The following is a 24,540-nucleotide window of genomic DNA, read 5'->3' as shown; positions in this document are numbered from 1 at the left end:
GCGATGAGCAGAGTGTGGTTGGTGTGGGGCGTCGGGGTTGTCGCATATATCGTCGCCGTCCTGCATCGAACCTCGTTCGGTGTGTCGGGCCTCGCGGCGTCGGAACGATTTTCGATCAGTCCGAGCGTGTTGTCGGGTTTCGTCGTACTCCAGATCGTGGTGTACGCGGGAATGCAGATCCCGGCGGGCGTGCTCCTCGACCGGTACGGGTCGCGGATCATGATCTCCGCGGGCGCCCTCATCATGGCGTCGGCGCAGATGCTTCTCGCACTCACCGAATCGCTGCCGCTGGCGGTCGCCGCGCGTGTTCTCGTCGGCGTCGGCGACGCGATGACGTTCATCTCCGTGCTGCGCCTTGTTCCGCAGTGGTTCGCGCCGCGGCGGGTGCCGCTCGTGTCGCAGCTGACGGGCATCTTCGGTCAGATCGGTCAGATCCTGTCGGCGCTGCCGTTGATGTTGTTGCTGAACGGTCCGGGCTGGAGTTTCGCGTACGGCAGTGCGGCGTCGCTCGGTCTGCTGTCGTTCGTGCTCGCCGCCTCCGTCATCCGCAATGCCCCGCCCGGTCTGGAAGTGGTGGCCGCGCCCGCCGGACTGCGGGAGGTGGGCACGCAGATCCGTGCCGTGTGGGGGCGTCACGGCACCCGGCTCGGGTTCTTCACCCACATGGGGACGCAGTTCTCGATGACGACGTTCGCGCTGCTGTGGGGTGTGCCGTACCTGCGGTCGGCGCAGGGGTTGTCGCCGGCGGAGGCCGGTTCCCTGCTGACACTGTCGGTGATCTCGGCGATCGTCGCCGGGCCGATCATCGGCATCCTCAGCGGTCGTTTCCCGATGCGCCGGTCGTACCTGGTGCTCTCGATCATGATCAGCAATGCGGCGATGTGGACGGTGGTGCTGGCGCTGCCGGGGCCCGCGCCGATCTGGTTGCTGGCGCTCCTGGTGATGGTGATCTCGGTGGGTGGCCCCGGATCGATGATCGGATTCGACTACGCCCGGATGTTCAACCCGAGCACCAGCATGGGCACCGCGCAGGGCATGGTCAACATCGGTGGTTTCCTGGCGTCGTTGCTGGTAATCCAGGCGATGGGGCTCATTCTCGAGGCGATGGGCGGGTACTCGTTCGACGCGTTCCGGGTGGCGTGGCTCGTGCAGTACCCGGTGTGGATCGTCGCGATCACCGGTGTCCTCGTCACCCGCGGGAAGACGCGGAGGCAGATGGGATTGGTACTGCGGCCCATCCGGCAGGTGTGGCGGGAGCGAGGCGACCGACCGAAGGGCTAGTTACACTCTTACATGATGTGTAACACTATAACGCATGAGCAATGAGCGATCGGAAGATCACGCCGTCCTCACGGCACCCCCGATGCAGTGGGACGCCTGGGGCGCGCCGGAGAAGCACAAGGTCCTGTCCGACGGCATCAAGGGGCTGTTGCAGCAGGCCCTCGGCGTCACGATCAGGGAGCCGTCCGACCGAGCGGCAGAAGACGTCGTCCTGGCTCCGAGCGCACTGGCCGAGCAGCAACTCGCGGCGCTCGCGGGCGTCGTCGGAGAACCGTTCTGCAGCATCGCGCATTCCGACCGGCTGCTGCGGTCCGGCGGCAAGAGCACACTCGACCTGCTGCGTCGCCGCAGCACCGAACCGCAGAACGCCCCCGACGCCGTGGTCACCCCCGGCACCGACGCCGAGGTCGCCGAGGTGCTCCGATACTGCGCCGACAACGGCATCGCCGTAGTGCCGTTCGGCGGCGGCACGAGCGTCGTCGGCGGACTCGACCCCGTGCGCGACCGATTCGACGCCGTCCTCTCGCTGGACCTGCGCCGGTTCGACTCGCTGATCGACCTCGACACCGACTCCGGCATCGCCACCCTGGGCGCGGGCGTCACCGGCCCCCGCGCGGAGGAACTGCTCGGGGCGCACGGTTTCTCGCTCGGGCACTTCCCGCAGAGCTTCATGTTCGCGACCATCGGCGGCTTCGCGGCCACCCGGTCGTCGGGGCAGGCGTCCGCGGGGTACGGGCGGTTCGAGGACATGGTGCAGGGTCTGCGGGTGGTGACCCCCACCGGCATTCTCGACACGGGGCGCGCCCCGGCGTCCGCGGCCGGTCCGGATCTGGGCGAACTGTTCGTCGGGTCGGAGGGAACGCTCGGCGTCATCACCCGCGTCCGGGTGCGGGTGCACGCGACCCCAGACACCACCGTCCGCGAGGGGTGGAGCTTCCCCGACTTCGAGACGGGCGCCGCCGCTCTGCGCGCCCTGCGGCAGGAGGGCGCGGTCCCCACCGTCCTGCGACTGTCGGACGAGGCGGAGACGGCGGTGAACCTGGCCACCACCGACAAGATCGGCGAGGAGACCGCCACCGGCGGCTGCCTGGCGATCACCACGTTCGAGGGCACCGCCGAGCACACTGCCGAGCGGACTGCGGAGGCCCGCGCCGTACTGCTCGCGCACGGCGGCACGTCACTGGGTGAGGAACCCGGAAACGGCTGGGAGCACGGCCGTTTCGACGCCCCCTACCTGCGCGACTCGCTGCTCGACGCGGGGGCGCTGTGTGAGACGCTGGAAACCGCGACCCGCTGGGGCAACCTCGCCGCGCTCCGGACGGCGGTGACCACCGCGCTGACGGAGTCGCTGTCTGCGCAGGGCACCCCGCCGCTCGTCCTCTGCCACATATCGCACACCTACCCGACCGGCGCCTCGCTGTACTTCACCGTCGTGTCCGCGCAGGCGGAAGACCCGATCGAACAGTGGCGGAAGGCCAAGACCGCTGCCGGTGACGCCATCGTCGCCGCCGGCGGAACCATCACGCACCACCACGCGGTCGGAGTCGACCACCGCCCGTGGATGCGGGACGAGATCGGCGACCTCGGTGTCGCGATTCTGCGGGCGGTCAAGGACGCCGTCGACCCCGTGGGAATCCTCAACCCCGGCAAGCTGATTCCGTGAGCACGCAGAAGGTGATCGAGAAGGTCACCGTCCTCGTCAACCCCCTCGCCGGGCACGGTCACGCGCCGGTGGCCGGACGCAAGGGGGTCGCGCGCCTGCGTGAGCGCGGAGTCGCCGTCACCGAGATCATCGGAACCGACGCCGATCATGCACGCAGCCTGGCCCGCCGGGCAATCGACGACGGCACCGACGCGCTCGTCGTCGTCGGCGGAGACGGCGCCATCAGCATCGGGTTGCAGGCGGCGGCGCTGTCCGGGACACCCGTCGGCCTGATCCCGGCGGGCACCGGCAACGACCACGCGCGGGAGTTCGGCATCCCGGTCGGCGACCCCGTCGCGGCGGCCGACGTCATCGCCGACGGCGAGGTGCAGGAGTCCGACCTCGCCAGGATCACCCTCGAGGACGGCGCTGTGGTGTGGGCGGGCACCATCATCGCGAGCGGTTTCGATTCGCTCGTCACGGACCGCGCGAACCGCATGTCGTGGCCGAAGGGGCCGATGCGGTACAACCTCGCGATGCTGGCCGAACTGACGCAACTGAAGCCGCTCCACTACCGCATCGAACTCGACGACGAGACTTTCGAGGTCGATGCGACGCTCGTCGCCGTGGGCAATGGGCGTTCGTACGGCGGTGGGATGCAGATCTGCCCGAATGCGGACAAGACGGACGGCCTGCTCGACGTCACGGTCGTCGACCACGGCCCCCGATCGAGGCTGGTCCGGCTGTTCCCCCGGGTCTACAAGGGCACGCACGTGGACCTACCCGACGTGCAGACCTACCGTTCGCGGACGGTCCGGCTGCACTGTGAGGGCATCACGGCGTACGCGGACGGCGACCGCGTCGGCCCGCTGCCGGTCACCATCGAGGCCGTGCCGACGGCGCTGCACATCCTCAGCCACACACCGGCCTGAGATTCACAGGCCGCGCAGCCGGTCCATCTCGCGGCGTTCCCGCTTGGTGGGCCGGCCGGCGCCCCGGTCGCGCTGCGGTATCGACGCGAGGACTTCCCGCGGCGGGGGCGGCGGTGTGTTGTCGGTGAAGCACTCGACGGCCACCACCGCACCCACCCGTTTGGTGATCGGACGGACGACCTCCACGATGCGTTCGACACCCGACGCGCGGATGCGCACCTCGTCACCGGCCTTGACCGGCTGCGCCGGCTTGGCGGTGGTGCCGTTGACCCGCACGTGTCCCGACCTGCAGGCGGCAGCCGCCGCGGAGCGCGTCTTGAACAGCCGGACCGCCCAGGTCCAGCTGTCGACCCGCACGCTCGCGGGGTCGGTACCGGAAATCGCCACCCGACCAGGATACGAAAGCACGCGACTCAATTGCTGATCGCGGGTGCCGCCTTCAGGTACCGGTCGTCGTCGACCTGCGCGGCGGTGAACGCGGCGATGTCGGCCCGGGTCACTCGCCAGCCGATGCGGTCGGTCCCGAAGAACCCGACCCTCTTCACACCTTGCGCCGGTCCGTCCTTCGGCGCGATGAACCGGACGATGGTCCAGTCGAGACCCGATTCGGTGACCGCCCGCGACATCGCGAGCATCTCCCGGTAAGCCCGCGGCAGGAACGTCCGCGCCATCCATCCGACGAGCCGGGTCTGGGCGGTGGGCGTGTCGCGTTCGTCGAGAAGGCTGGGCGTGCCGTTTCCGACGTACCGACGGACACCGTGCTTCTCCATGCTCGCCACGATGAGCCTGTTGCCGTTGGCAAGCGGCAACCCCGTCGCCGTGCGGTCCATCGTCGGGCCGAGGGCACTGACGACGGCGTCCGCTCCGGTGATCGCGGAGTCGATCGCCTCGGCGTCGGTGATCTCGCCGACAACGGTGGCGACCCTTCCTGCCCATTCGGCAGGAACCTTCGACGGCGTGCGCACGTAGGCCGTGACGGTGTGGCCGGCGTCGAGCAACCTCTCGACGACCATCCGGCCGATCGCGCCGGTGGCCCCGAATGCTGTGATCTTCACCTGTCTTCGTGCCTTTCGGAATCGGTCAGAACGAGTAGGGACCGAAGCGGCCCCAGGCGACGACGGCCGCCATGATCAGGATGACGGCGTTGAACGCGATGGCGCTCGGCTCCTTGCGTCGGGCGTGCGTGATCGCCGCGAGGACCATGACGACTGCGAGTGCGGTCGCGGCGATGGGGGTGAGGATCGGCGCGATGCCGGTGACCGCGGGGAGGATCAGTCCGATCGCGCCGAGGAGTTCGGCGACGCCGATGAACTTCACGGTGCCCGGCGAGAAGTCCTCCACCCACGGCAGGCTCTTGGCGAGTTTTTCCTTGGGTTGGGTGGACTTCAGGACTCCGGCCGCCGCGAACATCGCGGCGAGTACCGCCTGCAGGATCCACAGGAAAACGTTCATGGAGAGTGTCCTTTTCGACAGCGTAAGTGGAGGGGGTTCTCCGATTCAGGCTAACACGATAAACGGAGCGCCTATTCCACTTCAGGTAGCATCGAGTGCATGGCGAAGGCGGGACCGAAAAAGGCAGGGGATGCGTGCCGGCAGGCGTTGCGCACCGACGCCGAGCGCAACCGCTCGCGCGTCGTCGACGCGGCGCACGAGGTGTTCGCCGAGCAAGGGCTGACGGCCTCCATGGCCGAGGTCGCCCGGCGGGCCGGCGTCGGCATTGCGACCTTGTATCGCCGTTTCCCCACCAGGGAAGACCTGATCACCGATGTCTTCGCCGACAAGATGGGTGCGTACGTCGACGCGATCGACGAGGCCGCGTCCCACCCCGATCCGTGGAACGGATTCTGCGCCTACGTCGAGCGGGTGTGCGCAATGCAGGCGGAGGACCGCGGCTTCACTCACGTGCTCACCATGACGTTTCCCACCGCGAGCGCATTCGAGGCGAAGAGGACGCAGGCCTACACCGGGTTCGAGCGGCTGATCGAACGCGCCAAGGAGACGGGTCGGCTGCGCGCGGACTTCTCCTCCCAGGACCTGGTGTTGCTCCTGATGGCGAACGCCGGGGTCATCGAAGCGACGGGCGCCGCGGCGCCTGATGCGTGGCGTCGTCTCGTGGGCTACATGCTCCAGGCCTTCGCGGCCGACGGCGCCGCGCCGCTGCCGCCTGCTCCCACCTCGTCGGCGATGTACGAAGCCATGGTGGGGGTGACGTGTGGAGCAGCGAACGGCCGATGACGTGACCGGATTGCGGAGTCTACGAAACTCCGACGAGGGACGGGATTTCACCCGATTCCTGATGTCGTACAAATTCGGCATCGACGAGATGATGACCAAGATCAACATATTGAAGGACGAGTTCACCTACATTCACGAGTACAGCCCGATCGAACACGTGAAGTCGAGGCTGAAGTCGGCCGACAGCGTCCTGGACAAGGCCGCCCGCAAGGGAATTCCGCCCACTCTCGACTCCATCCGCGACAACATCCACGACATCGCCGGGATCCGGATCACCTGCAGTTTCATCCAGGACGCGTACCGCATCAGCGACATGCTGACTGGTCAGCAGGACATCACCGTCGTCGAGGTCAAGGACTACATCGCCGATCCCAAACCCAACGGCTACCGGAGTCTGCACCTGATCGTCGAGGTTCCGGTGTTCATGTCCGACCGCGTGGAATCGGTGCGGGTGGAGATCCAGATCCGCACAGTGGCCATGGATTTCTGGGCCAGCCTCGAACACAAGATCTTCTACAAGTACGACAAGTCGGTCCCGGCCGCGCTCCTGGACGAGTTGAAGGATGCAGCCGACGTGGCCCGCAATCTCGACGTGAAGATGGAAGCGCTCCACGACGAGGTGCGCGAACACGGGGCAGCGCTGCGCGTCATCCCTTCGGCGGAGTAGGACTCGACCGGGCGAGCGTGGGCTGCACCGCCGGACCGGTGACGTCGCAATGTGGTTTGCAGGCAACCGAATCCGCGGTGGGCTTCGGGGCGGCGGGTGCCCGGATCAGGGCTGCGGCGATGGCCGCCCCGACCAGGAGCAATGCGATGCAGATGTACATCGCGGTGCGGAAGCCGTGCGAGAAGCTGTCGGGGTCGATCATGCTTTCGGCGTCGATCCCGGCGATCCCTGGGAGTGCGGCCACCGCCAGCAGTTGGCTGGTGCGCGCGACGGCGTTGTTCACTCCGGAGGCGATGCCGGACTGGTCCACCGGTACCGATCCGAGCACGGCGGCGGTCAGCGGCGCGACCATGGCGGACAGTCCGAGTCCGAACACGAGGACGCCGGGGAGTACGACCGTCCAATAGTGTGCGTCCGGCCCGATCCGCGTCATCAACAGCAGGCCGACCGCGGCGAGTGCGGGCCCGACCGTCATCGGCAGTCGCGGGCCGTGGGTCTGGGCGTAGCTGCCGGCGCGGGAGGAGAACGCCAGCATCGCCAGCGTGATCGGGATGGTGGCGACCCCGGCCTCGATCGGCGAGTATCCGGCCACCAACTGCAGCTGCAGGACCAGGAGGAAGAAGACGCCGCCGAGAGCGGCGTACACCGCGAGCGTCACCAGGTTCGCCGCCACGAACATGCGCGACGCGAACAGGCTCGGCGGCACCAGCGCGTTCGGTGAGCGCCGTTCCACCACGACGAACGCGATCAGCGCGACAGCTCCGACGACCCCGGCGATCAGGTTCATCTCGATCAGACCGTAGGTGAGCGCGCCGAGACCGATCACCGCGCACACCGACCCGAGTACGTCGAGATGATCGGGCGGATGCGGGTCGCGGCTCTCGGGGACGTGCCGCATCGACGCCCATACGACGACTACGGCGAGCGGAAGATTGAGCAGGAACACCGACCGCCAGCCGGCCACCTCCACCAGCCAGCCGCCCAGTAGAGGTCCGATCGCCCCGGCCACCCCGCCGAGTCCCGACCACAATCCGATCGCGGCACCCCGGTCGTCCTCGTGGATCGACGCCGAGATCAGTGCGAGGCTGCCGGGGGTCAGCATCGCGGCCCCGACGCCCTGCAGGATCCGGGCGATCACGAGCATCGTGATGTCGGGTGCGATGCCACAAAGCAGTGACGAGACCGCGAACCAGATCGTCCCCCAGACGAAGACGCGGCGCCTGCCCCAGCGATCCCCGAGCGCCCCGCCCAGCAGGATCAGCGACGCCAGGGCGAGGGTGTAGCCGCTCAGTACCCACTGCAGTCCCGCGACAGCCGACCCGAGGTCCTCGCCGATGTGCGGCAGGGCGATGTTCACGACCGTGCCGTCCAGTAGCGCGAGGCTCGAGCCGAGAACGGTGGCGACCACCACCCACCGCCCCCGGCGGGTGCTCAGGCGCAGAACTGTCTCGGTCATGTCCCCATGGTGCGCCGCGGTCCAGGCAGTGGGGTGCTCGTTGCGATTTCTCGCGCCGCCTTCGGCATACTCGAGCACGTGTACATCGAAGTCGACGACCTGTCCCGCGAGGCCGTGCACGGTCTGCTGGCCGATCACCTGGCGGACATGCATGCGACGTCGCCGCCCGACAGTGTTCACGCCCTCGATCTGTCCGGATTGCGGGACCCGTCCGTCACCGTCTGGACGCTGTGGGACGAGGCGACCGTGCTGGGCTCCGTGGCGCTGCGTGAGCTGTCTCCGGCGGAAGGTGAGATCAAGTCGATGCGTACGGCGCCGGAGGCGCGCGGACGGGGCGTGGCCACCCGGCTTCTCACACATCTGGTCGACGAGGCTCGGACACGTGGGTACGTCCGCCTCGACCTCGAGACCGGCACCGAGGATTTCTTCGCCCCGGCCCGGCGCCTGTACACGCAGCACGGTTTCACCGAATGTCCCCCGTTCGGGGACTACTGCAACGATCCGAACAGCATCTTCTTCACACTCGCCCTGTGACAGCCCGGTACGTGCGACACTTTCCGCCACGCACATCGATATACGGAGATCTCATGGACATCATGCGCAAGGTCGCGGTAGGGGCCGTCGCGGTGGCCGGCCTGTCTTTCTTCGCCGCGGGGACGGCGGCTGCTGACCCGGTGCCGGCGCCCATGCCGCCGCCGCTACCCGTGCCCATGCCGGTCCCGCTGCCCGCCGGCACGTACCTCGGTACCACGAACGTTCTCGGTGGCGACCTGATCTGGAAGGGAAAGACGTTCGGGCCCGGGTGGGTCATGGACAACTTCGGTGTGTTCTTCCCGTACATCTTCGGCATGACCACCCCGGAGGCGAGCGGCTCCATTGTCACCGACTACAGCCCCTCCGGACTTCCCTTTCTGACCGATCGGATCACCCCGAGGCCCGATGGGACCTATGAGGGCACCGTCTACATCAACGGCAACCCCGTCGCCGGATACGCCCTTCACAAGTAGGCAGTCGGCGTCCTAGGCCTTCGACGACGCGAGCGGTTCGGGACTGGGGCTCGGCGCCGAGGGTGCGACCCGGCGCGTCGGAATGGCCAGGGTGATGGCCGCGGCGACGAGTGCGACACCGCACCCGATCAGCAGGCCGGTCCGGAAGCCGCCCTCGGTCGGCAGGGTGTGGCCGGCGACCTGGACGCTCATCTGCGCCAGGACCACTCCGACCACGGCCGCGGACACCGAGGTGCCGATCGAACGCATCAGTGTGTTGACGCTGTTGGCGGAGGCCGTCGCGGACTGCGGCACGGCGCCCATCACCAGTGCGGGCATCGCCCCGTAGGCCAGGCCGACGCCCGAGCCGCAGATGCAGGTCGCCACGACCAGGCCCCACGTCGATCCCATCAGGAACGTCGACGATCCGTAGCCGAGGGCGATGACCAGGCTTCCGACGAGCAGGGTGACCTTCGGTCCGCGGGCCGACGACAGCTTTGCGCCGAAGGGGGACACCGCCATCATCATGAGGCCCGAGGGTGCCATCCACAGGCCCATGGCCAGCATCGACTGCCCCAGGCCGTATCCCGTGGACTCCGGTAGCTGCAGGAGCTGCGGAATGATCAGCGACTGCGCGTACATCGCGAAGCCGACGACGACGGACGCCGCGTTGGTGAGCAGCACCTGACGTCCGGCGATCACCCGCAGATCGACGAGGGGTTCGGGAATGCGGAGTTCCCACCAGCCCCATGCCGTCAACGCGATGACCGTGGTCGCGAACAGACCGAGGGTGGTGCCGCTCGCCCATCCCCAGTCGGCGCCCTTCGACACGGCCAACAGCAGGGACACCAGTCCGATACCGAGTCCGACCGCGCCGATGGGGTCGAAGCGGCCCCTGGGTCCGTGGACGGGGGTGGCCGGCATGACGAGCCAGAGCAGCACGGCGATCAGCGCGCTCAGACCCGCGGCACCCCAGAAGAGCACACGCCAGTCGGAGTTCTCGGCGACCGTCGCGGCGATGGGCAGGCCGAGGGCGCCGCCGATCCCCATGGACGAGCTCATCAACGCGATGGAGGAGTGCAGGCGTTCGGGCGGCAGCAGGTCGCGCAGGGCGCTGATGCCCAGCGGGATCATGCCCACACCGATGCCCTGCAGTCCACGGCCGATCACCATCGGGACGAGGGAGGACGCGAGTGCGCAGACCACCGAGCCCAGCACGAGCGGCACCGTGCAGATCAGCATCATGCGCCGCTTGCCGTACAGATCGCCGAGGCGTCCGGTGACCGGTGTCGCCACGGCGCCGGCGAGCAGCGTAGCGGTGATCACCCACGACGCGTTCGACGCGGTCGTGTCGAGCAGTCGCGGCAGGTCGCCGATCAGCGGGACCACGAGGGTCTGCATGAGTGCGGCGACGATGCCGGTGAATGCCAGCACGGCGACGAGGCCGCCCGGGCGGACGGCGGGCGTCGGAGTGTCCACACGAATCTCCTTTAGTGTGCAAATACAACTTGTGCACCATACACACGCTATGCATGGTGCACAACGTATGTACTCTGCATATCCGCTCAGCGGGAGCGGGTGTGGAGATAGGCGACGGCAAGACCGCAGGCGACCACGGCGGCCACCGACACCCCGGTCGACGTCCACGCCCACGAGTCCGGCCACGGTGTCATCTCGCCCTGGACGAGCGGCGCATACGCCGTCCACCCGAAGTCGGCGACCAGCGGCACTGCGAAAGCGGCGGGCGCGGCCAGCGACGTCGCGGTGACAGGTTCGTTCGTCGGCAGGCTCGACGCGAAGGCGAACGACGCCGCGAAGGGAAGGAGAAGCCAATTGGCACCGAGATGCAGGTTGTCCCACGGCGGGTGCTCGAACAACGCCGACGCGGCCACGAGCGCGAGCGCTCCGATGCCGACCACCGGCTGCGGGAATCGACGGCCGAGCGCCGCCCCGGCGAGCACCAGCGCCGCGGGAACGAGCAGCCACGGCCAGGAGTCCGGGAACGACGAGGTGCTGCCCTTCCCGGTAGCCACGAACGCCATCGCGGCGAGTAGCAGAACACCGGTGCGGCCCTCCAGCCACAGTGCGGCGGCGATCACCACCACGACCAGGACGATTCCGAATATCCACCGGCCGCGCATCGCGCCACCGACGCCCAGGTTCTCGAAGCGAAGGACGAACCGCCAGTACAGCACCAGCCCGACCAGCGGCAGCACGACCCCGACGACGAGGGCCCGGCCGCTCGCCTCGAGGTGCGTCGGCTCGCCGAGGTCGCCGGACGCCAGCATGACGGCCAGAACCACGGCCGTGAGCGCGAGGACGGTCAGCATCACCGGATCGAATGCGGGTTCCGAAAGGTAGTCGGCGTAGCGGCGGGGAACGGACGTCCGGAATTGGTCGACGGGTTCGGCAAGGAGGAGTCCGGCAACCACGCCCGCCGCGAGCGCAGTCTGCAACCACACGCGTCGGCGGTGGCGCACAGTCCGACGAGACCGCCGAGGAGAAGGCCCGCACCGACGCCGCTGGCATACATCTCGACATGCAACGGCCCGATCGACGGTGCGACACCCAGGAGGGCGAGGCCGGCGAACGACGCTACCGACAGGCCGCGCCGGGACCGCACGTGCGCGGCCACGAGGACCGCGACGATCGCCGCGAGTGCCCCGCGCGCAGCGGGTCCGAGCCAGAACACGTCCAGGTCGGCGTCCGTCACGAAGACGACCCTTCCGGACATGCTGGACGTCAACGCAATTCCGGCGACGAACCCGATCGGCAACAGACACAGGTGCGAGATCCTGAAAGTCATCCCTGAGCATCGCGTAAGGCGTCCGCCCTTGAAGTGACCGACGCGCAGGAGAAGGCTGGACGTCGTCGCCGGGATCTCGGCAGAGAAGGGGTGGTCCGCTTGGTCATCGACAACGACGTCTACAACCGTGTGGGGGAGTCGTGGTGGGAGGAGGACAACCCGCTCAACCTGCTGCACGGAAGTCTGACGCCGGCGCGATTCGCCTACTTCCGCACGGTGCTCGGCGCGACAGTCGGCCGCGACTGTCGCGGACTCCGCGCCCTCGACGTCGGTTCGGGCGGCGGATTCCTCGCGGAGGAGTTCACCCACATCGGTTTTCGTGTGCTCGGCGTCGACCCGTCCCCGGTGTCGGTCGCGACCGCGCGCCGCCACGCCGCCGGCTCGGCACTCGACATCCAGTACCGGATCGGGTCCGGTGAACGACTGCCGGTGCCGGATGCCGCGTTCGACGTCGTCTACTGCTGCGATGTCCTCGAACACGTGTCGGATCTCGACGCGGTGATCGCCGAGACCGCGCGGGCACTGAAACCGGGGGGCCTGTACCTGTTCGACACCATCAACCGCACGGTCTTCAGCAAGCTCGTTGCGATCAAGATCATGCAGGAGTGGCGGATGACCCGGATGTTCGACACTCCCATCCACGACTGGTCGATGTGTATCCGTCCGGCCGAGCTGACGTCGGTCCTGGACCGGCACGGTCTGCGGCTCGGCGAGGTCGTCGGCCTCGGGCCGCGGTCGAAGAATCCGCTCCGGCTGCTCGACCTCGCCCGGGCCGGTGGACCACGACTCAGCTACGGGGAGTTGAGCCGGCGCCTCGACTTCGGGCAGATCAGGAGCACCGCCATCTCCTACATGGGCTACGCCGTCAAGAACGGCGAAAGCCCGCCGCGGTAACGCGACGGGCTCCCGGAAAGGCGAGATCAGCTGTAGTCGTAGAAACCCTTGCCGGACTTCTTGCCGAGCTGCCCGGCGTCCACCTTGCGCTTGAGCAGCGTCGGGGGCGCGTAGTGCGGCTCGGCGAACTCTGCGTACAGCGACTCCGCCGCGGCGAGGGTGATGTCGAGGCCGACGGTGTCGATCAGTGTCAGCGGACCCATCGGGTAGCCGCAGCCGCCCTTCATGGCCTCGTCGATGTCCTCGGCGGTGGCGTACCCGGACTCGAGCATCCGGACTGCTGACGTGAGGTACGGGATGAGCAGGGCGTTGACGATGAAGCCTGCGCGGTCACCGGCCCGCACCGTCTTCTTGCGCAACGTGTTCTTCGCGTAGTCGGTGACCGCGGTGACTGTCTCCTCCGACGTGACGAGGCTGACCACGATCTCCACCAGCGGCATCACCGGCACCGGGTTGAAGAAGTGGACACCCACGACCTGGCCGGGCCGCTGGGTGGCGTTGGCCATCTTGATCAGCGGGATAGACGACGTGTTGGACGCCAGGATGCCCGCCGGCTTCACGATCTTGTCGAGCTTGCCGAAGATGTCGACCTTGAGGGACTCGATCTCCGGCGCCGCCTCGATGACGAGGTCGCGGTCGGCGAAGTCCTCGATGTCGAGGGTGACGCGCACTCGGGCGAGTGCGGTGTCGGCGTCGGCCTGGTCGAGCTTGCCTGCCTTCACCCCGCGAGCCAGGGACTTCTCGATGCGGGCCTGCGCGGCCTCGGCGAATTCCGGCTTGGTCTCGAGGATGAGAACCGAGCTGCCGGCCTTGATGCATACCTCGGCGATGCCGGCACCCATGGTGCCGCCGCCGATCACGCCTACTAGTTCCACAAATTCTCCTCACGTAGCCGTGCGTGGTCAGCGAGTCCAGAGACTCTCTAACCACGCACGGGCGGCGTAGCCGCCTACTTCAACAGTGCACGCGACATCACGACGCGCTGGATCTGGTTGGTGCCTTCGTAGATCTGAGTGATCTTCGCATCACGCATCATCCGCTCGACAGGGAAGTCGGTGGTGTAGCCGGCTCCGCCGAACAGCTGGACGGCGTCGGTGGTGACCTCCATCGCGACGTCGGAGGCGAAGCACTTGGCGGCGGCGGAGATGAAACCGAGGTTCTTCTCGCCACGCTCGGCGCGGGCCGCGGACGTGTAGACCATGAGGCGCGCTGCCTCGACCTTCATCGCCATGTCGGCGAGCATGAACTGCACGGCCTGGAAGTCGCTGATCGACTTGCCGAACTGCTTGCGGTCCTTGGTGTAGGCGAGGGCGGCATCGAGGGCGCCCTGTGCGAGGCCGACTGCCTGCGCGCCGATGGTGGGGCGGGTGTGGTCGAGGGTCTGCAGCGCCGTCTTGAAGCCGGTGCCGGGCTCGCCGATGATGCGGTCGCCGGGGATCTTGCAGTTCTCGAAGTACAGCTCCGCGGTGGGCGAGCCCTTGATGCCGAGCTTCTTCTCCTTCGGTCCGACGACGAAGCCCTCGTCGTTCTCATGGACCATGAACGCGGAGATGCCGTTGGCGCCCTTGTCGGCGTCGGTGACAGCCATGACGGTGTACCAGCTGGACTTTCCACCGTTGGTGATCCAGCACTTGGAGCCGTTGAGGATCCAGTCGTCGCCGTCGGCCTTGGCGCGGGTGCGCATGCTGGCGGCGTCCGAACCGGCCTCACGCTCGGACAGTGCGTACGACGCCATGGCTTCACCGGACGCGAGCTGCGGCAGGACCTGCTGCTTGAGTTCCTCGGAGCCGTTGAGGATAAGGCCCATGGTGCCGAGCTTGTTGACTGCGGGGATCAGGGAGGAGGAGCCGCAGACGCGGGCGACCTCTTCGATCACGATGCAGGTGGCGACGGAGTCTGCTCCCTGGCCGTCGTACTGCTCGGGGACGTGGATGGCGTTGAACCCGGAGTTCACCAGGGCTACGCGAGCCTCCTCGGGGAAGCGCGCATCCTCGTCGACTTCCTTCGCGTAGGGTGCGATCTCCTTTTCGGAGAGCGCGCGGATCGCGGACCGCAGTTCGTCGTGCTCTTCACCGAGCTTGAACAGATCGAAGTCCGGATTTCCGGCCATGGGGCGCTCCTTGCTGAGTCTCGACGGCACCGAGTCCGAGGCACTCCGTGCCAGGGTCATATTCGTTCAGGTGTGCCGCAACGTTCGTGGTCGGCAAACTACTGCCACTACAGTGCAGTCAACCACGGCACTGAGTGCCAGTCAAGGGTGGGTGTCGTCACCCGTCCGCTCACCGCCCGCGCCGGGACAGCTGGGTTCGGATCCGCCCGGTGATCTCCTCCACGGGGGTTCCCGGGGGATACGAAACCACCAGCACCGCGTCCCTGTCCTGCGTCGATGCCCCCGGAGCCACGCCGAACGTCCGGCGCACGTCGAGCAGGGCCCGCTCGAGTTCGTCGGCGGTGGCGTCGGGGTCACCCTTGATCATGTTCCTGAGCAGGAAGTTGTGGCACGCAGTGACGGCGGCCGCGAACCCGATGACCTTCAGGACGGGTTCGGTGGGTACGACGCCGCGCAGATAGTCGACGAACAGCCGCTCGTAGCGGAACCCGGTCACGATCTCCCGGTCGCGCAGTGCGGGGACCCGCTGGACCACCTGGTACCGGCGTTCCGACAGCTCACGGTTCTCGCGAAACCGGTCGAAGACCAGGCCCGCCGTCTGGCAGACCGACGCCCAGGGGTCGTCGGATTCGGCGGACAGGTAGTCGCCGGCCTGCTGCAGGAGCGATTCGTGGTCGGCGAAGATCACGTCCTCCTTGGAGCGGAACTGGCGGAAGAACGTCCGCCGGGACACCCCCGCGGCCGACGCGATCTGTTCGACGGTCGTCGCCTCGTACCCGTGCTCGGAGAACAGCCGGATGGCCTGCGCCACGACGTGCACGCGGAAGTCCGCGGGTTCGATTCCAGGGGTGTCGACGCGCTCGGTCATGAGGCCCAGTATCCATCGGCGCCCTTGGACCCGCAGTGCCCTGGACCCGGCGCAGCGCTGGGGCGGATACTCGAGAGAGTGCGTCCGCCCTGGTTGGGCGGGGCGAGGTCGAGTTCGAGTGTGCCCTGGACAAGGTGAAGGACCCGTTCCGGGGGCGGGAGAAACGCGCCGCCCCGCGGATGTCCGTGGGCCGGGGGAGCGAACGGTCGTTGCTGCTCCGGGGGGCGGCGAAACGATTCCCCTCTCGGCGGCGCAGCGGGCCACGTGGTTCGCGCAGCAACTCGAGCCCGAGGTTCCCATCTCGATCGCCCAGTACGTCGAGTTCTCCGGTGCCCTGGACATCGACCTGCTCCGGCAGGAGACGGTGGAGGCTGCCCGCGAGTTCGAGTCGCCCTTCCTCAAGGTGTTCGACGTCGACGGACGGCCGCTGCAGTACGTGGACCACCAGACCGACACCTCGATCGCGTACGTCGACTTCCGCGCCGAGGAGGAGGAGGACCCGGTGGCGGCGGCCCACGAGTGGATGGAGCGTGACTACGTCACACCGCTCGACCTGAGCGCCGACCGCCTGGTGGAGACGTCGATCCTGCAGACCGGTGACGCGCACTTCCTGTGGTACAGCAGGATTCACCACGTCGCCCTCGACGGTTACGGCGCCATGACGATGCTGCGCCGTATCGCGCACCGCTACTCCGCGAAAGTCGCGGGCCGCGAGCCGGATCCGAACCGGGCGGTGAGCCTGCGGCAGTTGTACGACATCGACAGCCGGTACCGGAACTCCGACCGTTTCGTGACCGACCGGGAGTACTGGGCGCAGCGGGTGGCCGGGCTCGAGGGGACGACGCTGGCGCGGACGGCGGGGCATGTGTCGGCGGCCAGCACGGTGGAGAGCGCAGTCCTCTCGGACGAGGTCGTGGCCGTTCTCGATTCCCGCGACAGCCTGTCGGCGGCGACCATCATCGCCGCCGCGGCATGCTATCTCGCGAGGCGCACCGGCAGAACCGATGTGCTGGTGACCATTCCGGTGTCGGCGCGCACCACCGCGGTGCTCCGCAACTCCGGCGGCATGCTCGTCAACGTGGCGCCCATGCCGGTTCACGTCTCCGCCGAGGACACCGTCGCGGAACTGATCGAGAAAGTTCAGCGTGAACTGGTGGGGGCGCTGCGGCATCAGCGGTGCAGCCTCGACGACATCCGCCGCGACGCCGGTGAGAGCGCGACGACGGCGCTGTACGGGCCGATGGTGAACGTGATGTTGTTCCGCCAGGAGGTCGCGCTGGGTCCGCTTCTCGGCGACTTCCACATCGTCACGTCCGGTCCGGTCGAGGACCTGCTGATCAACGTCTATCAGAGCGGCACGCCCACCAGGATCTTCGTGGACTTCCGTGCGAACCCGAGCCGCTACGCGGAGCCGGAGCTGCGGGATCACCACCAGCAGTTCGTGGAGCTGCTCGAGGAACTGGCCACCGCCGACCCGAACTCCCGGGTGGGCAGCATCCACGAGACCAGTGCCCGTGCCGGCGAGCAACTTCTGCGCGAGGCGGAGGAAGTCGAGTACTGGCGCAGGACGCTGGCCGGGCTGCCCGACGTCCTGCCGTTGCCGACCGACCGGCAGCGGCCCGCGAGATTGTCGGAGGCGAGTGACCGGGTCACCGTGGTGTTGCCGGGTGCGTTGCATGCTCGTGTGGCCGCCCTGGCCGACTCGGTGGACACCGGCACCGGCACGGTGTTCCTCGCGGCGTTGTCGATCCTGCTCGGCCGGGTCACCGGGAGCGGCGACATCGCCGTGGGAACAGCGGTGGAGGTCGGCGACCGCACGGATACCGTGGTGGTTCGTTCGCGGTACGCGGCCGGGACGTCCTGCCGCGACTACCTGTCGCAGGTCCGGGACGTCGCCGCCGCGGCGCGGGAGCACACCGGTGTCCCGTTCGAGCGTCTCGTGGGGGAGCTCGACGTGTCGAGGTCGGACGCCTACGCGCCGATCGTCCAGGTGCTGCTCGACACCCGGCCGCCCGGCTCGCACGGTTCCGCGCTCTCCGGCCTCGACCTGTGCGTGTCCGTGACGGAAGCGGCCGGCGAGGCGGGTGTCAGCGTCGAATTCGGTTTCGCCGCAGACCTGTTCGATGCCCGCACGATCCGGGTGGCGGCCGAGCGGTTCCGCCGCATACTCGACGCGATGGCGGCCGGGCCCGACGTTCCGGTGGGTGACATCGAGATCCTGTCCGACGAGGAACGTTCGGCAGTGACCCCGGTACGGGGACGGCCCGGCCGGTCCGAGCGCACCCTGCCGGTGCTGTTCGCGGACGCGGCGGCGCTGGATCCGGCGGCGACCGCCCTGTCGCGGCAGGGTGAGGAGTTGTCGTACGGGGAACTGGATCGGTGGTCGACGCAGGTCGCCCGGATGCTGATCGACCGCGGGGTGGGGCCCGAATCGTCCGTCGCGCTGGCGTTGCCGCGGTCGTTCCGGTCGGTGGCGTCCGTGTGGGCGGTCGCGAAGACCGGTGCGGCCTTCGTTCCGGTGGACCCGAACTATCCGGCCGACCGGATCGATTACATGCTCGCCGATTCGGGCGCGGTGCTGGGTCTGACGGAGGAGTCGCTGCGGGACCGTCTGCACGACTCGATTCCGTGGCTGGTGCTGGACGATCCGGATTTCCAGGCAACCTGCGCCGCCCGCTCCGACAGTCCGCTCACCGACTCCGACCGCATCCGGCCGCTCCATCTGGACCATGCCGCGTACCTGATCTACACGTCCGGATCGACCGGACAGCCGAAGGGCGTGACCGTCACCCACCGGGGGCTGGACAACTTCGCGGCCGACCAGCAGGAACGGTTTCATGCCACGAGATCGTCTCGGACACTGCATTTCTCGACTCCGAGTTTCGACGCGTCCGTGTTCGAGTACCTGCAGGCCTTCGGGGTGGGCGCGACGATGGTGGTCGTGCCGCCGTCCGCCTACGGCGGCTCGGAACTGGCCGACCTGCTCAGAGACGAACGCGTCACCCACGGCTTCGTCACCACCGCGGCGCTGGGCACGATTCCACCCGGCGCGCTCGACGACTTCCTCGACGTGGTCGTGGGCGGTGAGGCGTGCCCGCCCGAACTGGTGGCCCGGTGGGCGCCCGACCGCCGGCTGTACAACGCCTACGGGCCCACCGAAACCACGATCATGGCGAACATCAGCACACCGATGACCCCCGGCGACCCGATCACGCTGGGCGGGCCGATCCGCGGCGCCGAGGAAGTGGTGCTCGACGCCCGGTTGCATCCGGTTCCCGTCGGCGTCCCGGGTGAGCTGTACATCGCCGGACCCGGTCTGGCCCGGGGGTATCACCGGCGGCCCGGTCTCACCGCCGCGCGGTTCGTCGCCGACCCGTACGGCCGGGGCCGGATGTACCGCACCGGCGACGTGGTGCGGTGGCGGCCCGACCATACGCTCGAATATCTGCGGCGCAGCGACTTCCAGGTGAAGGTGCGCGGATTCCGGATCGAGCTCGGCGAGATCGACGCGATGCTGCAGACCCATTCCGACGTGCGGCTCGCCGTCACCATCGGTCGGCCCGGACCGTCGGGAGACACGGTGCTGGTCTCCTACGTCGTCCCCGCGCCCGGCAGGCCGATCGAGACGACGGAACTGCTGCGGCAGGTGCGGAACCGGTTGCCGGCGTATATGGTTCCCTCGGTAATCGTGGTGCTGGACGAGATTCCGTTGAACCCGGTCGGGAAGCTGGACCGCGCGGCGCTGCCGGAACCGCGGTTCCTGTCCGCGGCAGCCGAGTTCAAGGCGCCGGCCGACCCGGTCGAGGAGACGATCGCCGAGGTCTTCACCGAAGTCCTCGGAGTCGACCGGATCAGTGTCGACGACAGCTTCTTCGACCTCGGCGGCAACTCCCTGGTGGCGACCCGGGTGATCGCGCGCGTCAACGCCTCGCTCGGATCGGACGTGGGCGTGCGGGCGCTGTTCGAGGCGCCCACCGCCGAACTGCTCGCGGCTTACGTTCGGCGCGCGGGCACGGAACTCGTGGACCGGCCGCCGCTGATCGTCGGCGAGCGCCCCGAGCGGATTCCGTTGTCGCTGGCCCAGCAACGGATGTGGTTCATCAACCAGTTCGACACTTCGTCGGTGGCGTACAACATCCCGATGGCCGTGCGCCTGACCGGGCCCCTGGACGCGGACACGTTGCGGGCCGCGGTGAGCGACGTGATCGACCGGCACGAATCGTTGCGCACCGTGTATCCCGCGTCGACGGACGGACCGCACCAGGTGATCGTCGATGCCGCCGAGGTCGTTCCCGATCTCACCCCGCAGGTCGACGGCGACGAGTCGCTGCTCGACCGGATCGCGACCCTCCTTGCCGGCGGGTTCGACGTGAGCGCGAAGGTCCCGCTGCGGGCTGGTCTGTTGTGGACCGGTCCGGACGAGCACGTCCTCGTGATGGTGGTGCACCACATCGCCGCCGACGGGGCGTCGCTCGCGCCGCTGGCCCGCGACCTGATGGTGGCGTACTCGGCTCGCCGGTCCGGGGCCGCGCCGAGCTGGGATCCGCTGCCCGTGCAGTACGCCGACTTCAGCGTGTGGCAGCGGCGACTCCTCGGCAGCGCCGAGGACCCGGACAGCCTCATGTCGCGGCAGCTGCATTACTGGCGGGGTGCGCTGGCTGAGCTCCCCGAGGTCAGCGCCCTGCCCCTCGACCGGAATCGGCCGGTCGTCCGATCGCTCGCAGGTGCGAGCGCACCGTTCTCGATCGACGCGGGCCTGCACCGGCAGCTGCTCTTGCTCGCGCGCGAGCACAACGCGACGCTGTTCATGGTGATGCACGCGGCGCTCGCGGTGCTGGTGTCGAGGATGTCCGGGTCGGACGACGTCGCCATCGGCACCCCCATCGCGGGTCGCGGCGAGGCGGCCTTGGACGACCTGGTGGGGATGTTCGTCAACACGCTGGTGTTGCGGACGCGGGTCGACCCCGCCGAGGTGTTCACCGACGTGTTGGCCCGCGCGCGCGACACGGATCTGGGCGCGTTCGGGCACACGGACGTTCCCTTCGAGAGCGTCGTCGAGGAACTGGCGCCGTCCCGGTCGACGTCCCATTCGCCGCTGTTTCAGGTGCTGCTCGAATTCCAGAACACCGTCCGCGCGCACCTCGAACTTCCGGGCCTGACCGTCGAAGCGGTCGACGTCGATCCGGGGGTCGCCAAGTTCGACCTGCAGTTGTCGCTCGCCGAGTACCACGACGACAAGGGCTCTGCCGCGGGCATGTCGGCCGCGTTCCTGTATGCGACGGACGTGTTCGACCGGACGTCGGCGGAGGGGTTCGGCGAACGCTTCGTGCGGGTACTGCGGGCGGTGGTGGACGACCCGGCTGCGGCGGTGGGAGACATCGCGGTCCTCGGAACGGCCGAGCGGGACCTGGTGCTGGACGGGTGGAACCGCGCCGGGGTCGCCGCCGACGCGCAGACCGTGGTCGAGTTGTTCGCACGGGTGGCCGCGGACACCCCGGACGCCACCGCGGTGGTGGGCGGCGACGAGACGCTGACCTACCGGGAACTGGACGAGCGGGCGAACCGGTTGGCGCGGTTGCTGATCGCCGAGGGTGTGGGCGCCGAGTCGCTGGTCGCGGTGATGGTCGAGCGCACGCCGGCCCTCGTGGTGACGCTGCTGGCGATCCTCGCGGCCGGTGGCGGATACGTCCCGGTCGACACCAGCTACCCTGCCGAGCGGGTGGCGGCGATGTTCGAGGACGCGCACCCCGTCTGCGCCGTGGTGAGTGCCGACTTCGCCCCGCTGGTGCCGGCCGGAATTCCGTGCGTGATGATCGACGATCCCGAGACGGTCCGCGCCGTGAGCGACCTGTCCGGATTGCCGGTCACCGACCCGGACCGGCTGCGGCCGCTGTGGCCGGACGCCGTCGCGTACGTGATCTTCACGTCGGGATCGACCGGGCGGCCGAAAGGCGTTCAGGTGTCCCACCGCTGCGTCGTCACGCTGCTGGCCGACACCCGGGAGCTGTTCGGGTTCGACGCGTCCGACGTGTGGACGCTCTTCCATTCGTACGCCTTCGACTTCTCCGTCTGGGAACTCTGGGGAGCGCTCGTCCACGGTGGCAGGCTGGTGCTGGTCGACTACTTCACCGCGCGGTCGCCGGACGCGTTCCTCGAACTGCTCCGCCGGGAACGGGTGACTGTGCTGAACCAGACCCCGACGGCGTTCTACCAGCTGACCGAGGCCGATCGGGCGGCGAGCGCCGTCGACGACCCCGACCGGACGCCACTGTCGTTGCGGCACGTGATCTTCGGCGGCGAGGCACTCGACGTCGGACAGCTCGAGCGGTGGTACGCGCGGCACGACGACCGCGCCCCGGTGCTGGTGAACATGTACGGCATCACCGAGACCACGGTGCACGTCAGCTTCCTGGCGCTCGACCGCGCGCTCGCCGCATCGATGCCGGGTTCGGTGATCGGCGGCGGGCTCCCGGGACTGCGCGTGTACGTTCTCGACAGCCGGTTGCATCCGGTGCCGCCCGGGGTGGTGGGCGAACTGTACGTGTCGGGTGACCAGGTGACCCGCGGCTACATCGGCCGGTCCGCGTTGACCGCATCCCGTTTCGTCGCCGATCCGTTCGGCCGTGACCCCGGCGCCCGCATGTATCGGTCGGGCGACGTCGTGAAATGGGGTGCGGTCGGCCGGCTCGAGTACGTGGGGCGCAGCGACTTCCAGGTGCAGCTGCGCGGATTCCGGGTGGAGCTCGGCGAGGTGGAGGCGGCGCTGGCCGCGTGCGCCGGGGTGGCGCAGGCGGTGGTCGTGGTGCGCGGCGACGACCGGGACGGCGACCGGCTGGTGGGCTACGTGGTCCCGGAGTCGGGTGCGGACGTCGACGCGGCCGCGGTACTCGACGCGGTCCGGGCGACGGTGCCGACGTACATGGTGCCGTCCGCAGTGGTGGTGATCGACGCTCTCCCGCTGACCGTCAACGGCAAACTCGACCGGAAGGCACTGCCGGAAGCTGACTTCGGCACCGCCACGGTGGGGTTCGTCGCCCCACGGAATCCGGTCGAGGAAATCGTCGCCGCCGTGTTCGCCGACCTGCTCGGCGTCGCCCGGGTCGGGGTGAACGACGGCTTCTTCGCGCTCGGCGGGAACTCGCTGACCGCGACCCGCCTCGTCGCCCGGATCAACGCCGCGGTCGGCGACCGGCTCGGGGTGCGCGACGTGTTCGATTCCCCGACCGTCGCGGGGCTGGCCGCCCGCGCCGAGGGCGGGGAGGCGCGGGCGGTGTCGCGGCCCGCACCGCGGGATCCGTCGCGGGAGGTCCCTGTCTCGCTCGCCCAGCAGCGGATGTGGTTCATCAACCAGTTCGACACGACCAGTGGGGCATACAACGTCGCGATCGTGCTCCGGCTCGTGGGGGCGCTCGACGTCCCGGCGCTGCAGGCGGCCCTCGCCGACGTCGTCGAGCGCCACGAATCGCTGCGCACCGTGTTCCCGCTGACCGACAGCGGTCCGCGGCAGGTGATCCTCGCGGCGGAGGAGGTGGCGCCCGTTCTCACACCGCAGGCGTTCGCGTCGACGGACCTCGACGGTGACCTCCACCGACTCCTGTCCGCGGGATTCGACGTGACCGCGGAGGCGCCGGTGCGGGCCCGGCTGTTCGCGCCGGACGAGGGCGAGCACCTGCTGGCCGTCGTCGTCCACCACATCGCGGCGGACGGGTTCTCGATGGTTCCACTCGCCCGCGACGTCCTGTCGGCGTACACGGCTCGGCTACACGGCGCCGCGCCCGACTGGACCCCGCTACCCATCCAGTACGCCGACTACACGCTGTGGCAGCGCGACCTCCTCGGCGCCGAGGACGACGAAGAGTCGCCGCTCGCACGCCAACTGGACTACTGGACCACGACGCTGGCCGACCTCCCCGACGTGCTGGAACTGCCGACGGACCGGCCCCGCCCGGCGGCCAGGACCCTCGGAGCAGGCCGCGTCGAGTTCGAGATCGCGCCGGACCTGCACAGGGGTGTGGTGCAGATGGCCCGCAGGCACGGATCGACCGTGTTCATGGCCCTGCACTCCGCGCTGGCGGTCCTGCTGTCGCGGCTGAGCGCTTCGGACGACGTCGCGGTGGGCACACCCGTCGCGGGACGCGGCGAGGCCGAACTCGACGACCTGGTCGGGATGTTCGTGAACACCCTCGTGCTCCGCACACCCGTCGACGGCGCCTGCACGTTCGCCGAACTCCTCATGCAGGTCCGGGACGCCGACCTCGGGGCGTTCACCCACGCGGACGTCCCGTTCGAACGCGTCGTCGAGAGTCTGCGACCGTCGCGGTCGACGGCGTACTCGCCGCTGTTCCAGGTGATGCTCGAATTCCAGAACACCGAGCGCCCCGAGTTGGAGTTGCCGGGGCTGCACGTCGAACCCGTCGATCTCGCGTTCGACACGATCAACTTCGACCTGCAGCTGACAGTGCGGGAGAACGTGGACGTCGACGGACATCCCGCGGGTATCAGCGCGGCGCTCGGGTACGCCACCGACATCTTCGACGAGGCCACCGTGGCCGCGTTCGCCGACCGGCTGGTCCGGATCCTTGCCGCCGTCACCGCGGCGCCGGACGCGCCGGTCGGCGACGTCGACGTACTCGGCGAGGACGAGCGGGCCGCGCTGACGTCGG

At 68.8% G+C, this 24,540-nt stretch carries 18 protein-coding genes; 9 read left to right on the top strand and 9 right to left on the bottom strand.

Annotated features, from left to right (window positions below):
* Positions 1 to 3 precede the first annotated feature (3 nt).
* The 3 genes from RJ1_RS31200 (at position 4) to RJ1_RS31190 (ending at position 3,855) form a co-directional block, all read left to right on the top strand.
* Entirely contained in the window at positions 4 to 1,281 is a 1,278-nt protein-coding gene (locus RJ1_RS31200) for an MFS transporter (protein ID WP_073366369.1), read from the top strand.
* 82 nt (positions 1,282 to 1,363) lie between these two features.
* A complete protein-coding gene (locus RJ1_RS31195) occupies positions 1,364 to 2,944 on the top strand; it encodes an FAD-binding oxidoreductase (RefSeq protein ID WP_073366399.1) in 1,581 nt (526 codons plus the stop codon).
* Positions 2,941 to 3,855, top strand: coding sequence for a diacylglycerol kinase (locus RJ1_RS31190; RefSeq protein ID WP_073366368.1), 915 nt, complete (start codon positions 2,941 to 2,943; stop codon positions 3,853 to 3,855). The genes RJ1_RS31195 and RJ1_RS31190 overlap by 4 nt, the downstream gene beginning before the upstream one ends.
* Before the next feature lie 3 nt (positions 3,856 to 3,858).
* Here RJ1_RS31190 and RJ1_RS31185 read toward each other — a convergent pair whose 3' ends face one another.
* Genes RJ1_RS31185 through RJ1_RS31175 form a run of 3 tightly spaced genes read right to left on the bottom strand, consistent with a single transcriptional unit; the run spans position 3,859 to position 5,307 of the window.
* Entirely contained in the window at positions 3,859 to 4,242 is a 384-nt protein-coding gene (locus RJ1_RS31185) for an RNA-binding S4 domain-containing protein (protein WP_073366367.1), read from the bottom strand.
* A gap of 26 nt (positions 4,243 to 4,268) precedes the next feature.
* Entirely contained in the window at positions 4,269 to 4,910 is a 642-nt protein-coding gene (locus RJ1_RS31180; protein ID WP_073366366.1) for an NAD(P)-dependent oxidoreductase, read from the bottom strand.
* A 25-nt stretch (positions 4,911 to 4,935) separates the two neighbouring features.
* Positions 4,936 to 5,307 (bottom strand): DoxX family protein, encoded by a 372-nt coding sequence (locus RJ1_RS31175; protein WP_073366365.1) that lies wholly within the window; start codon positions 5,305 to 5,307, stop codon positions 4,936 to 4,938.
* 99 nt (positions 5,308 to 5,406) lie between these two features.
* On the opposite strand from RJ1_RS31175, the gene RJ1_RS31170 reads away from it, so the two are divergent.
* On the top strand, positions 5,407 to 6,090 hold the full coding sequence (locus RJ1_RS31170) for a TetR/AcrR family transcriptional regulator (RefSeq protein ID WP_073366364.1): 684 nt from the start codon (positions 5,407 to 5,409) through the stop codon (positions 6,088 to 6,090).
* 1 nt (position 6,091) lies between these two features.
* Positions 6,092 to 6,757 carry a GTP pyrophosphokinase gene (locus RJ1_RS31165; protein WP_073366398.1) on the top strand — a complete coding sequence of 222 codons (666 nt, stop codon included), beginning with the start codon at positions 6,092 to 6,094 and terminating at the stop codon, positions 6,755 to 6,757.
* Here RJ1_RS31165 and RJ1_RS31160 read toward each other — a convergent pair.
* On the bottom strand, positions 6,738 to 8,213 hold the full coding sequence (locus tag RJ1_RS31160; protein ID WP_073366397.1) for an MFS transporter: 1,476 nt from the start codon (positions 8,211 to 8,213) through the stop codon (positions 6,738 to 6,740). The genes RJ1_RS31165 and RJ1_RS31160 overlap by 20 nt on opposite strands.
* Positions 8,214 to 8,219: 6 nt before the next feature.
* Here RJ1_RS31160 and RJ1_RS31155 point away from each other — a divergent pair, with 6 nt between their 5' ends.
* A complete protein-coding gene (locus RJ1_RS31155; protein WP_083400640.1) occupies positions 8,220 to 8,747 on the top strand; it encodes a GNAT family N-acetyltransferase in 528 nt (175 codons plus the stop codon).
* Positions 8,748 to 8,800: 53 nt separating this feature from the next.
* Positions 8,801 to 9,220: a hypothetical protein gene (locus tag RJ1_RS31150; protein WP_073366362.1), complete on the top strand. Its 420-nt coding sequence runs from the start codon at positions 8,801 to 8,803 to the stop codon at positions 9,218 to 9,220.
* 12 nt (positions 9,221 to 9,232) lie between these two features.
* Here RJ1_RS31150 and RJ1_RS31145 read toward each other — a convergent pair whose 3' ends face one another.
* A complete protein-coding gene (locus RJ1_RS31145; RefSeq protein WP_073366361.1) occupies positions 9,233 to 10,678 on the bottom strand; it encodes an MFS transporter in 1,446 nt (481 codons plus the stop codon).
* A gap of 86 nt (positions 10,679 to 10,764) precedes the next feature.
* Positions 10,765 to 11,661 carry a hypothetical protein gene (locus tag RJ1_RS31140; RefSeq protein ID WP_255284916.1) on the bottom strand — a complete coding sequence of 299 codons (897 nt, stop codon included), beginning with the start codon at positions 11,659 to 11,661 and terminating at the stop codon, positions 10,765 to 10,767.
* 434 nt (positions 11,662 to 12,095) lie between these two features.
* Between RJ1_RS31140 and ubiG the strand changes: the two genes are divergently transcribed.
* Positions 12,096 to 12,899, top strand: a complete 804-nt coding sequence (gene ubiG, locus RJ1_RS31135; RefSeq protein WP_073366360.1) for a bifunctional 2-polyprenyl-6-hydroxyphenol methylase/3-demethylubiquinol 3-O-methyltransferase UbiG — start codon at positions 12,096 to 12,098, stop codon at positions 12,897 to 12,899.
* Between the two features lie 26 nt (positions 12,900 to 12,925).
* Here ubiG and RJ1_RS31130 read toward each other — a convergent pair whose 3' ends face one another.
* The 3 genes from RJ1_RS31130 to RJ1_RS31120 form a co-directional block, all read right to left on the bottom strand.
* Entirely contained in the window at positions 12,926 to 13,774 is an 849-nt protein-coding gene (locus RJ1_RS31130) for a 3-hydroxybutyryl-CoA dehydrogenase (RefSeq protein WP_073366359.1), read from the bottom strand.
* 74 nt (positions 13,775 to 13,848) lie between these two features.
* Positions 13,849 to 15,009 (bottom strand): acyl-CoA dehydrogenase, encoded by a 1,161-nt coding sequence (locus tag RJ1_RS31125; protein WP_073366396.1) that lies wholly within the window; start codon positions 15,007 to 15,009, stop codon positions 13,849 to 13,851.
* A 169-nt stretch (positions 15,010 to 15,178) separates the two neighbouring features.
* Entirely contained in the window at positions 15,179 to 15,877 is a 699-nt protein-coding gene (locus RJ1_RS31120; protein ID WP_073366358.1) for a TetR family transcriptional regulator, read from the bottom strand.
* A gap of 118 nt (positions 15,878 to 15,995) precedes the next feature.
* Between RJ1_RS31120 and RJ1_RS31115 the strand changes: the two genes are divergently transcribed.
* Positions 15,996 to 24,540 (top strand): non-ribosomal peptide synthetase (locus RJ1_RS31115; protein ID WP_143169573.1); only part of this gene is annotated, 8,545 nt, incomplete at its 3' end.

The organism is Rhodococcus jostii NBRC 16295 (assembly GCF_001894825.1).
GTDB lineage: Bacteria > Actinomycetota > Actinomycetes > Mycobacteriales > Mycobacteriaceae > Rhodococcus_F > Rhodococcus_F jostii.
This window is presented reverse-complemented; position numbering and strand designations above follow the sequence as displayed.